General features: G+C 69.1%; 12 protein-coding genes. 11 read left to right on the top strand and 1 reads right to left on the bottom strand.

Annotated features, from left to right (window positions below):
* Positions 1-10 precede the first annotated feature (10 nt).
* From KVT44_RS20705 to KVT44_RS20670, 8 genes are all read left to right on the top strand, one after another.
* Positions 11-1069, top strand: coding sequence for an ABC transporter ATP-binding protein (locus tag KVT44_RS20705; protein WP_099920801.1), 1059 nt, complete (start codon positions 11-13; stop codon positions 1067-1069).
* A complete protein-coding gene (locus tag KVT44_RS20700) occupies positions 1062-2207 on the top strand; it encodes an ABC transporter ATP-binding protein (RefSeq protein ID WP_217568084.1) in 1146 nt (381 codons plus the stop codon). Before KVT44_RS20705 ends, KVT44_RS20700 begins: the two co-directional genes overlap by 8 nt.
* A gap of 146 nt (positions 2208-2353) precedes the next feature.
* Positions 2354-2737 (top strand): VOC family protein, encoded by a 384-nt coding sequence (locus KVT44_RS20695; RefSeq protein WP_099920799.1) that lies wholly within the window; start codon positions 2354-2356, stop codon positions 2735-2737.
* A gap of 125 nt (positions 2738-2862) precedes the next feature.
* Positions 2863-4491 carry an ABC transporter substrate-binding protein gene (locus KVT44_RS20690; RefSeq protein WP_217568083.1) on the top strand — a complete coding sequence of 543 codons (1629 nt, stop codon included), beginning with the start codon at positions 2863-2865 and terminating at the stop codon, positions 4489-4491.
* A gap of 73 nt (positions 4492-4564) precedes the next feature.
* Positions 4565-5488 (top strand): ABC transporter permease, encoded by a 924-nt coding sequence (locus tag KVT44_RS20685; RefSeq protein ID WP_054228241.1) that lies wholly within the window; start codon positions 4565-4567, stop codon positions 5486-5488.
* A complete protein-coding gene (locus tag KVT44_RS20680) occupies positions 5481-6467 on the top strand; it encodes an ABC transporter permease (RefSeq protein WP_075028759.1) in 987 nt (328 codons plus the stop codon). Before KVT44_RS20685 ends, KVT44_RS20680 begins: the two co-directional genes overlap by 8 nt.
* Before the next feature lie 5 nt (positions 6468-6472).
* A complete protein-coding gene (locus tag KVT44_RS20675) occupies positions 6473-7486 on the top strand; it encodes an ABC transporter ATP-binding protein (protein WP_099925402.1) in 1014 nt (337 codons plus the stop codon).
* The gene (locus KVT44_RS20670; protein WP_217568082.1) at positions 7479-8528 is read left to right on the top strand and encodes an ABC transporter ATP-binding protein; all 1050 of its coding nucleotides are present in this window, start codon (positions 7479-7481) and stop codon (positions 8526-8528) included. Before KVT44_RS20675 ends, KVT44_RS20670 begins: the two co-directional genes overlap by 8 nt.
* A gap of 151 nt (positions 8529-8679) precedes the next feature.
* Here KVT44_RS20670 and KVT44_RS20665 read toward each other — a convergent pair whose 3' ends face one another.
* Positions 8680-10812 carry a S9 family peptidase gene (locus KVT44_RS20665; RefSeq protein WP_217568081.1) on the bottom strand — a complete coding sequence of 711 codons (2133 nt, stop codon included), beginning with the start codon at positions 10810-10812 and terminating at the stop codon, positions 8680-8682.
* Between the two features lie 176 nt (positions 10813-10988).
* Between KVT44_RS20665 and KVT44_RS20660 the strand changes: the two genes are divergently transcribed.
* From KVT44_RS20660 to KVT44_RS20650, 3 genes are all read left to right on the top strand, one after another.
* Positions 10989-11183, top strand: coding sequence for a hypothetical protein (locus tag KVT44_RS20660; RefSeq protein WP_054228237.1), 195 nt, complete (start codon positions 10989-10991; stop codon positions 11181-11183).
* Positions 11184-11290: 107 nt separating this feature from the next.
* Positions 11291-12298, top strand: a complete 1008-nt coding sequence (gene mshB / locus KVT44_RS20655; RefSeq protein ID WP_217568080.1) for an N-acetyl-1-D-myo-inositol-2-amino-2-deoxy-alpha-D-glucopyranoside deacetylase — start codon at positions 11291-11293, stop codon at positions 12296-12298.
* Positions 12298-12717 carry a DUF6113 family protein gene (locus KVT44_RS20650; RefSeq protein WP_099920793.1) on the top strand — a complete coding sequence of 140 codons (420 nt, stop codon included), beginning with the start codon at positions 12298-12300 and terminating at the stop codon, positions 12715-12717. The genes mshB and KVT44_RS20650 overlap by 1 nt, the downstream gene beginning before the upstream one ends.
* The last annotated feature ends 41 nt before the right edge of the window (positions 12718-12758 follow it).

Below are 12758 nucleotides of genomic sequence, written 5' to 3'. Positions count from 1 at the left end.
GGAGGCGTACGTGACCATCATCGAAGACTCCGTCCCGGTGCCCGCCCCGCGTAAGGGCGGCACCGACGACGGGCCGCTGCTCGAAGTGCGTGACCTGCACGTCGAGTTCCACACCCGCGAGGGCGTGGCCAAGGCGGTCAACGGTGTCAACTACAGCGTCAGTGCGGGCGAGACGCTCGCCGTGCTCGGCGAGTCCGGCTCCGGCAAGTCCGTGACCGCGCAGGCGATCATGGGCATCCTCGACATGCCGCCGGCGAGGATCCCGCAGGGCGAGATCCTCTTCCGCGGCCAGGACATGCTCAAGATGTCCGGCGAGGAGCGCCGCAAGATCCGCGGCCAGAAGATCGCCATGATCTTCCAGGACGCGCTCAGCTCGCTCAACCCGGTCCTGTCCGTCGGCTACCAGCTCGGCGAGATGTTCCGGGTGCACCAGGGCCTCTCCAAGAAGGAGGCCAAGGCCAAGGCGATCGAGCTGATGGACCGGGTGAAGATCCCGGCCTCCGCGGCCCGTGTGAACGACTACCCCCACCAGTTCTCGGGCGGTATGCGCCAGCGCATCATGATCGCGATGGCGCTGGCCCTGGAGCCGGACCTGATCATCGCGGACGAGCCCACCACGGCGCTCGACGTGACGGTCCAGGCCCAGGTCATGGACCTGCTCGCGGACCTTCAGCGCGAGTACAACATGGGCCTGATCCTGATCACCCACGACCTCGGCGTCGTCGCCGACGTCGCGGACAAGATCGCCGTGATGTACGCGGGCCGGATCGTGGAGCGCGCCCCGGTCCACGAGCTGTACAAGCGCCCCGCGCACCCGTACACGCGGGGTCTGCTGGACTCGATCCCGCGCCTGGACCAGAAGGGCCAGGAGCTGTACGCGATCAAGGGGCTGCCGCCCAACCTGCTGCGCATTCCGACCGGCTGCGCGTTCAACCCGCGCTGCCCCAAGGCCCAGGACATCTGCCGCACCGACGTGCCGGCGCTGCTCCCGGTGAGCGAGCAGGACGGCACCGAGCTGGTCGGCCGCGGTTCGGCCTGCCACTTCTGGAAGGAGACGATCCATGGCTGAGCTCAGCAAGAACGACGAGCAGGAGGCCACCCCGAACGTCTCCGACGTGGAGGTCGTCGACGCCCACTCCGAGACGGAGGCGGTCGCCGCGATCGAGGCGCCGGTGGACCGTGGCGAGCCGATCCTTCAGGTGCGCAACCTGGTGAAGCACTTCCCGCTCACCCAGGGCATCCTGTTCAAGCGGCACATCGGCGCGGTGAAGGCCGTCGACGGCATCTCCTTCGATCTGCACCAGGGCGAGACGCTGGGCATCGTGGGCGAGTCCGGCTGCGGCAAGTCCACCGTGGCCAAGCTCCTGATGAACCTGGAGCGGGCCACCGCGGGCGAGATCTTCTACAAGGGCCAGGACATCACCAAGCTGTCCGGGCGCGCCCTGAAGGCCGTGCGCCGCAACATCCAGATGGTCTTCCAGGACCCGTACACCTCGCTCAACCCCCGTATGACGGTGGGCGACATCATCGGTGAGCCCTTCGACATCCACCCCGAGGTGGCTCCGAAGGGCGACCGGCGGCGCAAGGTCCAGGAACTGCTGGACGTGGTCGGCCTCAACCCCGAGTACATCAACCGCTACCCGCACCAGTTCTCCGGCGGTCAGCGTCAGCGCATCGGCATCGCCCGTGGTCTCGCGCTCAACCCCGAGATCATCATCTGCGACGAGCCGGTGTCGGCGCTGGACGTGTCGGTGCAGGCGCAGGTCATCAACCTGATGGAGCGGCTCCAGGACGAGTTCAACCTGTCCTACCTCTTCATCGCGCACGACCTGTCGATCGTCCGGCACATCTCGGACCGGGTCGGCGTGATGTACCTCGGCAAGATGGCGGAGATCGGCAGCGACGAGCAGATCTACGACCACCCGACGCACCCCTACACCCAGGCGCTGCTGTCGGCCGTCCCGGTGCCGGACCCGGAGGCCCGTGAGCACCGCGAGCGGATCATCCTGACCGGTGACGTGCCGTCCCCGGCCAACCCGCCGTCGGGCTGCAGCTTCCGCACCCGCTGCTGGAAGGCCCAGGACAAGTGCTCCGTGGAGACCCCGATCCTCGCGGTGCCCCAGGTGTTCAAGGGCGTGGACTCGCCGGCGGCCCATGAGTCGGCGTGCCACTTCGCCGAGGAGAAGGACGTCGTGCACGCGGCCTGAGCGCCACGCGTCCCGTGATCGACAGGCCGGTTCCCGGCACCGCCACCGCGGTGCCGGGAACCGGCTTTTTCGGGTGGGGCAGGAACGGGTGGGGGAAGATCGGGCGAGGGCCGGGCGAGGGCCGGGCGGGGGTCGGGTGGGGGAACATGCTGCATCACGTCGAACTGTGGGTGCCGGACCTGGAGCGCGCGGTCCGCTCCTGGGGATGGCTGCTGGAGAGCCTGGGCTGTGAGCCGTACCAGGAGTGGCCGCACGGCCGCAGTTGGCGCCGGGGCGAGACCTATCTCGTCGTCGAGCAGTCGCCCGCGCTGAGGACGGACTCCCACGACCGTCTGCGCCCCGGCCTGAACCACCTCGCCTTCCACGTGCCGGACCGCACCGAACTCGACCGGCTCGTCGCCGAAGCACCCCGCCACGGCTGGTCACCCCTCTTTTCGGACCGCTATCCGCACGCGGGCGGTCCGGAGCACTGCGCCGCGTATCTGGAGGACGCGGACGGCTTCGAGGTGGAGTTGGTCGCGCGCGCCTGACATATGCGGGCGTGGACTCCACGTACGGGTGGCCTGAATGTGCGGTATGTGCGTTACAGGTTGATATTGGCCGGTAATGGAACAGCGCTGCGGCGCTGGCGGCAGCGCACTCTGGGAGGCACTCCATGCGTGGAGCGACGCACGCCACATGGGCCGTGGGCGCGGCGGCGGTGGCCCTCGTGGCGACGGCCTGCGGAGGCGGCGGAGGCGGCGGCAGCAGCGGCGCGTCCGGAGTGCTCAGTTCCTCCTGGGGGGACCCGCAGAACCCGCTGGAGCCGTCCAACACCAACGAGGTGCAGGGCGGCAAGGTCCTCGACATGATCTTCCGGGGTCTGAAGCGGTACGACGCCAGGACCGGCGCCGCCCAGAACATGTTGGCGCAGAAGATCGACACCTCGGACTCGCAGAACTTCACGATCACCGTCAAGGACGGCTGGACGTTCAGCAACGGAGAGCCCGTCACCGCGCAGTCCTTCGTGGACGCCTGGAACTACGGGGCCAGTCTCAAGAACAACCAGAAGAACGCGTACTTCTTCGGGTACATCGAGGGCTACGACAAGGTCCACCCCGAGGCGGGAACGCAGAGCGCGGACACGCTGTCGGGGCTGAAGGTCACCGGCGCCCACACCTTCACCGTCAAGCTCAACCAGAAGTTCTCGACCTTCCCCGACACCCTCGGCTACGTGGCCTTCGCGCCGCTGCCCAAGGCGTTCTTCAGCGACCACGCGGCCTGGCTGAAGAAGCCGATCGGCAACGGGCCCTACGCCGTCGACTCGTACACCAAGGGCTCGATGATGTCCCTGCGGAAGTGGGACGCGTACCCGGGGACGGACAAGGCACAGAACGGCGGGGTGGACCTGAAGGTCTACACCGACAACAACACCGCCTACACCGACCTGATGGCGGGCAACCTCGACCTCGTCGACGACGTGCCCGCCGCCCAGCTCAAGAACGTGAAGAGCGATCTCGGCGGCCGGTACATCAACACCCCGGCCGGCATCATCCAGACCATCGCCTTCCCCTTCTACGACCCGGCCTGGGACAAGAGCGGCATGGAGAACGTCCGCAAGGGCCTGTCCATGGCGATCAACCGGGACCAGATCACCAGCACGATCTTCCAGAAGACCCGCACCCCGGCCTCCGACTGGACCTCACCGGTGCTCGGCGCGGCCGGCGGCTTCCAGGACGGCCTGTGCGGCGCCTCCTGCCGGTACGACCCCGCGCAGGCGAAGAAGCTGATCCAGGACGGCGGCGGACTGCCCGGCGGCCAGATCAAGATCTCGTACAACGCGGACAGCGGCTCCCACAAGGAGTGGATCGACGCCGTCTGCAACTCCATCAACAACGCGCTGGGCAACGACAAGGCCTGCGTCGGCAACCCGATCGGCACCTTCGCCGACTTCCGCAACCAGATCGGGCAGCACAAGATGCCGGGTCCGTTCCGGGCCGGCTGGCAGATGGACTACCCGCTGATCCAGAACTTCCTTCAGCCGCTGTACTACACGAACGCCTCCTCCAACGACGGCAAGTGGTCCAACAAGGACTTCGACAAGCTCGTCGACCAGGCGAACGCCGAGACCGACAAGGCCAAGGCCATCCAGCTCTTCCAGCAGGCCGAAGGGGTCGTACGGGACAACATGGCCGCCATCCCGCTCTGGTACCAGAACGGCAGCGCGGGCTACTCGGACAGGATCTCCAACGTGGCGCTCAACCAGTTCAGCGTGCCCGTCTACAACGAGATCAAGGTCAGCTGAGCCGTCCACGGGGCGAACGCCGGGTTGCTGAAGCGAACCCGGGCGTGGGCCCCGTACTACCTCCGGAGCCCTCATGGGACGGTATGTGATCCGGCGTCTGCTCCAGATGATCCCGGTCTTCATCGGCGCCACGCTCTTGATCTTCCTGATGGTGAACGTGATGGGCGACCCCATCGCGGGCCTGTGCGGCGAGCGGCAGTGCGACCCCGCCACCGCCGCCCAGCTGCGCAAGGAGTTCGGCCTCGACAAGCCGCTGTGGCAGCAATACCTCACGTACATGGGCAATGTCTTCACCGGCGACTTCGGCACCGCCTTCACCGGGCAGCCGGTCACCGAGCTGATGGCCGACTCATTCCCCGTCACCATCCGGCTGACGATCGTCGCGATCCTCTTCGAGATCGTCATCGGCATCCTGCTGGGCGTCGTCACCGGGCTGCGCCGCGGCCGGCCCGTCGACACCGGTGTCCTGTTGCTCACCCTGGTCGTCATCTCGATCCCGACCTTCGTCACCGGATTGCTTTTGCAACTGCTCTTCGGTGTCGAGTGGGGCTGGATCAGACCCTCGGTCTCCACGGACGCCACCTTCGGCGAACTGATCGTGCCCGGACTGGTCCTCGCCTCCGTCTCCCTCGCCTACGTCACCCGGCTCACCCGGACCTCCATCGCCGAGAACAAGCGGTCCGACTACGTCCGTACGGCCGTCGCCAAGGGCCTGCCCCGGCACCGGGTGATCACCAAGCACCTGCTGCGCAACTCGCTGATCCCCGTGGTCACCTTCATCGGCACGGACATCGGCGCGCTCATGGGCGGCGCGATCGTCACCGAGCGGATCTTCAACATCCACGGCGTCGGCTACCAGCTCTACCAGGGGATCGTGCGGCAGAACACCCAGACCGTGGTCGGCTTCGTGACCGTCCTCGTCCTCGTGTTCCTGGTCGCCAACCTGCTCGTCGACCTCCTCTACGCCGTACTCGACCCGAGGATCCGCTATGCCTGAGCAGCCGCCGCCGTACCAGCGGGAGGGCGCCATCGCCGCGACCGGCGCGGGCGGCGCCATGGACCTCGCCACGAGCGAGGGCGCCACCCTGGAGCGGACACCGGGCGGCCCCGAGGGCACGGGCCCTCAGGAGAAGCCCAGGAGCCTGTGGTCCGACGCCTGGCGCGATCTGCGGCGCAACCCCGTCTTCATCGTCTCCGGGCTCCTCATCCTCTTCCTGGTCGTCATCTCCCTGTGGCCCTCGCTGATCGCCACCCAGAACCCCCTCAAGTGCGACCTCGCCAAGGCCCAGGAGGGCTCGCAGCCGGGACATCCCTTCGGGTTCGACGGGCAGGGCTGCGACGTCTACACACGGGTGGTGTACGGGACCCGCGTGTCGATCAGCGTCGGCGTCTGCGCCACTCTCGGCGTCGCGATCCTCGGCTCGGTGCTCGGCGGGCTCGCCGGGTTCTTCGGCGGAGTGGGCGACTCGGTCCTCTCCCGGATCACCGACATCTTCTTCGCGATCCCCGTCGTGCTCGGCGGCCTGGTCCTCCTCTCCGTGGTGACCAGCAACACCATCTGGCCGGTCATCGGGTTCATGGTGCTGCTCGGCTGGCCCCAGATCTCGCGCATCGCGCGCGGCTCCGTCATCACCATCAAGCAGAACGACTACGTCCAGGCCGCCCGCGCCCTCGGTGCCTCGAACTCCCGCCTGATGCTCCGGCACATCACCCCCAACGCCGTCGCGCCGGTCATCGTCGTCGCCACCATCGCGCTCGGCACCTACATCGCGCTGGAGGCGACGCTCTCCTACCTCGGCGTGGGCCTGAAGCCCCCCACGGTCAGCTGGGGCATCGACATCTCCTCGGCCTCCGCCTACATCCGCACGGCCCCGCACATGCTGCTGTGGCCCGCCGGCGCCCTCGCGATCACCGTGCTCGCGTTCATCATGCTCGGCGACGCGGTGCGCGACGCCCTCGACCCGAAGCTGAGGTGACGGCCGTGCTGCTCGAAGTACGCGATCTGCACGTGGAGTTCCGCACCCGGGACGGGGTCGCCAAGGCCGTCAACGGGGTCGACTACGGCGTGGACGAGGGCGAGACGCTCGCCGTCCTCGGCGAGTCCGGTTCCGGCAAGTCCGTCACCGCGCAGGCCGTGATGGGCATCCTCGACATGCCGCCCGGGCGGATCACCGGCGGCGAGATCCTCTTCCAGGGCCGGGACCTGCTGAAGCTCAAGGAGGACGAGCGGCGCAAGGTCCGCGGCGCCGAGATGGCGATGATCTTCCAGGACGCGCTGTCCTCCCTCAACCCCGTGCTCAGCGTCGGCGACCAGCTCGGCGAGATGTTCACCGTGCACCGCGGGATGTCCCGCAAGGACGCCCGCGCCAAGGCGATCGAGCTGATGGACCGGGTGCGCATCCCGGCCGCCGCCGACCGGGTGCGCGACTATCCGCACCAGTTCTCCGGCGGCATGCGCCAGCGCATCATGATCGCCATGGCGCTGGCCCTGGAGCCCGCCCTGATCATCGCCGACGAGCCGACCACCGCCCTCGACGTCACCGTCCAGGCCCAGGTCATGGACCTGCTCGCCGAGCTGCAGCGCGAGCTCGACATGGGGCTCATCCTCATCACCCACGACCTCGGCGTCGTCGCGGACGTCGCCGACCGGATCGCCGTCATGTACGCGGGCCGGATCGTCGAGTCCGCGCCGGTCCACGACATCTACAAGGCCCCCGCCCACCCGTACACCAAGGGCCTCCTGGAGTCGATCCCGCGCCTCGACCAGAAGGGCCAGGAGCTCTACGCGATCAAGGGCCTGCCGCCCAACCTGATGCACATCCCGCCCGGCTGCGCCTTCAACCCGCGCTGCCCGATGGCCCAGGACATCTGCCGCACCGAGGTGCCGCCGCTGTTCGAGGTGGACCGTGACGGGGTGGACCGCGCAGAGGTGGACCGGGAAGCCGGGGCTCGCACCAGCGCCTGCTTCTTCTGGCGGGAGTGCCTCGATGGCTGAGGCGATTCTGGAGGTCAGCGGCCTGGTCAAGCACTACCCGCTGACGCGGGGGATCCTCTTCAAGAAGCAGATCGGCGCGGTCAAGGCCGTCGACGGGGTCGACTTCGAACTCGCCGCGGGCGAGACCCTCGGCATCGTCGGCGAGTCCGGCTGCGGCAAGTCGACGGTCGCCAGGATGCTGGTCAACCTGGAGAAACCGACGGACGGGACGATCAAGTACAAGGGCGAGGACATCACCAAACTGTCCGGCAGGGCGCTCAAGGCCGTACGCCGCAACATCCAGATGGTCTTCCAGGACCCGTACACCTCGCTCAACCCGCGCATGACGGTCGGCGACATCATCGGGGAGCCCTACGAGATCCACCCCGAGGTCGCGCCCAAGGGCGACCGCAGGAGACGCGTCCAGGACCTGCTGGACGTGGTCGGCCTCAACCCCGAGTACATCAACCGCTATCCGCACCAGTTCTCCGGCGGCCAGCGCCAACGCATCGGCATCGCACGGGGGTTGGCGCTGCGCCCCGAGATCATCGTCGCCGACGAGCCCGTCTCCGCGCTCGACGTCTCGGTACAGGCGCAGGTGATCAACCTGATGGAGCGGCTCCAGGACGAGTTCGACCTGAGCTACGTCTTCATCGCGCACGACCTCTCCATCGTGCGGCACATCTCCGACCGGGTCGGCGTGATGTACCTCGGACGGATCGTGGAGACCGGCAGGGACGCCGAGATCTACGACCATCCGACGCACCCGTACACCCAGGCCCTGCTCTCCGCCGTGCCCGTCCCCGACCCCGAGGCCCGTGCGCGACGGGAGCGGATCATCCTCGCCGGAGACGTGCCCTCCCCGGCGAACATCCCCTCCGGCTGCCGCTTCCGCACCCGCTGCTGGAAGGCCCAGGAGCGCTGCGCGCTGGAGGTACCGCCGCTCGCGGTGCCCGCGGAGTTCCGCTCCGTGGGGGGTCCGGCCGCGCACGACTCGGCCTGTCATTTCGCCGAGGAGAAGCGGGTCGTACCGCCGGAGGAACCGCCCGAGCGGGCGACATAAGCCCTCAAATGATGGCGAACTTCGTTAACATGCAGGCAACTTGGCCGAAGCGGCACCGATATACGGACGCGTCAAGGTAATCAGCGTACGGCCGTGCGGGTGCCGTAGATGGGCCGGGGCGCGCCATGTCGCCCCGGCCCGTCGCATGTGTTCAGCCGGTCATGCCCAGTGATCGCTTCAGGAAGTCCACCTGGAGCAGCAGGAGGTTCTCCGCGACCTGTTCCTGCGGGGTCATGTGGGTGACGCCCGACAGGGGCAGCACCTCGTGCGGGCGGCCCGCGGCCAGGAGTGCCGAGGAGAGCCGCAGGGCGTGCGCGACCACCACGTTGTCGTCCGCGAGGCCGTGCACGATCATCAGCGGCCGGTGCGGCTCGGCGGGCGCGGACAGCCCGTCGTCCGTGATCAGCGAGCTCTTCGCGTACGCCTCCGCGGCCGTCGCCGGATCACCGAGGTAGCGCTCCGTGTAGTGGGTGTCGTACAGCCGCCAGTCGGTGACCGGGGCGCCCGCGATGCCCGCGTGGAAGACGTCGGGGCGGCGCAGCACGGCGAGCCCCGCGAGCCAGCCGCCGAACGACCAGCCCCGGATCGCCACCCGGGACAGATCCAGCGGGAACCTCTTCGCGAGGCCGTGCAGCGCGTCGATCTGGTCGTCGAGGGTGAGTGTGAAGTCGTCGCGGACCGCCTTCTCCCAGGCGGGGGAGCGGCCGGGGGTGCCGCGGCCGTCGGCGACGACCACCGCGAAGCCCTGGTCGGCGAACCACTGCGAGGTGAGGTGCGCGTTGTGCGCGGCCAGCACCCGGGGGCCGTGCGGACCGCCGTAGGGGTCCATGAGGACGGGGAGGGGAGTGACACCGTCGTAGTCAGTAGGCATAAGCAGGGCGCATGAGATTTTCCGTGCGCCCCCCTCGGTGAGCGTCACGCGCGGGGACAGACCGGGACTTTCTGCATACGACGTGACAGTCGCCGCCCGCTTTCCGTCCCGCAGCACCTGCACCTGGGCTCCCGGGCGGTCCGGCACCGAGGAGACCAGCACGGTCACGCCCCCGCCGCGCACCGCCGCGTGCACGCCGGGTTCCTGGGAGAGACGCTCGACACCGAGCTCGTTGACGCGGTAGACATGCACCTCGCCCGTCTCCGGGACGGTCGCCGCCTCGCCGGCCGACGCCGCGATCAGCACGTCGTCGTCCGAGACGTCCAGCACCGCGCGCACATGCAACTGCGGTCCCGTGAACGGGCGTTCGCCGAAGGCCAGGACCCGCGCCCCGCCCTCGTCGGCGATCCGTACGAGCTGTCCCGCGGGGCTCCAGCACGGCACGCCAGGGAAAAGATCCAGCCATTGTCGATCTTCGTCGGCGTGCACCATCCGGGTCGCCCCGGTGTCCGGGTCGACGGCCAGGAACAGCTGGCTGCGCTGGTCCCGCGCCTGTACCAGAATCAGTGGCGCGCCCGCCGCTGACCAGTGCACATGCGCCAGGTACGGGTAGTGCGCCCGGTCCCAGACCACCTCCGTGCGCACCCCGTCGAGGCTGACCACGAAGAGCCTCACGTCCGCATTGTCCGTTCCGGCGGCCGGGTAGCCGACCTGCTGCGGAGCGCGTTCCGGTTGTGCGGGATCGGAAATCCACCAGCGCCGCACGGGCGCGTCGTCGACCCGCGCGACCAGCAGCCGGTCCCCTTCCGGAGACCACCAGAAACCGCGCGAACGCCCCATCTCCTCGGCCGCGATGAACTCAGCCAATCCATAGGAAACCGTCCCCGAATCCGCATCGGACTCCGGCTCCACGAGCGCCCGGTCGCCGTCCCCCTCGGCGCCGACGACCCGCAGGGCGCCCCCGCGGACATACGCCACGAGCCGTCCGTCGGGCGAGGGGCGCGGGTCGATCACCGGTCCCGGGACCCGGAGTTCACGTGCCGTACCGGCTCGCAGCTCCGCCGTGAAAAGCCGCCCTGACAAGGCGAAAGAGGCCAGCTCGACCGCCGTGTCCGTGGCATAGCCGACGATCCCCGCGCCGCCCTCGCGACTGCGCTCGCGGCGCGCCCGCTCCGCCGCCGACAGGCGCTCCGTGGCGCCGCCGAGCAGCGTCCCCGGGTCGGCCGCGACGCGCTCCTGCCCCTCCGCGACATCGAGGACCCACAGCTGATTCGCCCGGTCCGTACCGGAGGAGGACCTCAGGAACACCACCCGGGAACCGTCCGGGGAGACGGTGAACGCGCGGGGCGCGCCGCGGGTGAAGCGCTGCGTCCGGGCGTACCGGCGGGGGAAGGAGAGAGGCTCGGTCGTCATGCCTTGACCATATTGGCCATGCGCCCCCTTGTGCGGCCGTGCGCCGATCGATGCGCGCGTATGGATAGTTATGATCACTGGCGGTGTGTGGGTATGAACCCGCTGGCCGCTGTATGGATTTACCGACCCCCATGTCCGACCCCCCATGTCCCTGGGATCTTTGGAGGTGAGCCGCCGTGGCACTCTCGATTTCGGCGGTGGTGCTGCTGGCGATCATCGTCGTCATCCTGGTCAGGAAGTCCGGGTTGAAGGCCGGCCATGCGGTCGTGTGTGTCCTGTTCGGCTTCTATCTCGCCTCTTCGACGATGGCCCCCACGATCAGCGACCTGACGACGAACGTCGCGGACATGATCGGCAGCTTCAAGTTCTGACGGGGAGCTTCACGTCCTGGCGGGGAGCTTCACGTCCTGGCGGGGAGCTTGCGCCACGACCCGTGCCCGCCTCGGCGGTGGGCCGGGCGCCTCGTAGGGTGGGTTCCATGACGGAACTGCCCGACCGGCGTCTGCTCCTGGTGCACGCGCACCCGGACGACGAGTCGATCAACAATGGCGCGACCATGGCCAGGTACACGGCCGAGGGCGCCCATGTGACGCTGGTGACCTGCACCCTCGGCGAGGAGGGCGAGGTCATCCCGCCCGAGCTGGCGCATCTCGCGCCCGACCGCGAGGGCGGGCTCGGCCCGCACCGGATCGGTGAGCTGGCCGCCGCAATGAAGGAGCTCGGGGTCACCGACCACCGCTTCCTCGGCGGTCCCGGGCGCTTCGGCGACTCCGGGATGATGGGCCTGGAGCAGAACCGCCGCGCGGGCGCCTTCTGGTCCGCCGACGTCGACGAGGCCGCGGAGTACCTGGTCGAGGTGATCCGCGAGGTCCGCCCCCAGGTGCTCGTCACCTACGACCCCGACGGTGGCTACGGACACCCGGACCACATCCAGGCCCACCGCGTCGCCGAACGCGCCGTCGAGCTGGCCGCGGACCCCGCCGCCCGCCCCGACCTCGGCGCGCCCTGGGAGATCACCAAGGTCTACTGGAACCGTGCCCCGCGCTCCGTCGTCGAGGAGGGCTTCCGACGGCTGCGCGAGGCCCTGCCCGGACTGCCCTTCGAGCACTCCGCCGCCGTGGCCGACGTACCCGGCGTGGTCGACGACACGGTGGTCACCACCGCGATCGACGGGACCGCGTACGGCGCCGCGAAGGCCGCCGCCATGCGGGCGCACGCCACCCAGATCGAGGTGGCCGAACCCTGGTTCGCGCTGTCGAACGCACTCGCGCAACCGCTGTTCACCACCGAGTACTACGAGTTGGTGCGCGGGGAGCGCGCGGGACCCGGTCGTGAGACCGACCTCTTCGCGGGGATCGAACAGGGTTCCACGGGGACTGGACAGGGTTCCACGGAGACCGAGCAGAGATCCACGGAGACCGAGCAGAGATCCACGGGAACCGAGCAGAGATCCACGGGAACCGAGCAGGGAAAGGCAGACGCGTGATGAGCATGTCGGGACAGCGGGGGAGCGCGCTCGCCCAGCCGCTGCCGCGGCCCTCGGCCGGGCGGATCGTGGCCCACCTGGGCCTCTTCCTGCTCGGCGCGGTGGTCGGGGCCGCCGGAACGCTGGTGCAAGCCGCCTGGTTCCCGGGCGGGTTGCTGCTCGCCCTGGTTGGCGCGGCCGGGCTCTTCCTGGGCGGATCGCGGGCGACGGGCTCCCGGGCCGGCGCCGTCGCGCCCGCGGCGGGCTGGATGATCGCGGTCGTTCTGCTCACCTCCACCCGCCCGGAAGGGGACTTCTTCTTCGGCGCGGGGTTCGGTTCCTACCTCTTCCTGCTCGGCGGGATGGCCGTGGCTGTGATGTGCGCCACGCTTGGTCTGGGGCGGCAACCGCACGACTCCGTCGTCCGACTTGGGAAGTGACGTCCCACTTCGCCGTACCGGACACGTGCGGGTCCCGTGCG

The organism is Streptomyces sp. GbtcB7, assembly GCF_019091445.1.
GTDB lineage: Bacteria > Actinomycetota > Actinomycetes > Streptomycetales > Streptomycetaceae > Streptomyces > Streptomyces mirabilis.
The sequence above is the reverse complement of the archived record's forward strand: the minus strand, read 5'-3'. Positions and strand labels throughout refer to the sequence as shown.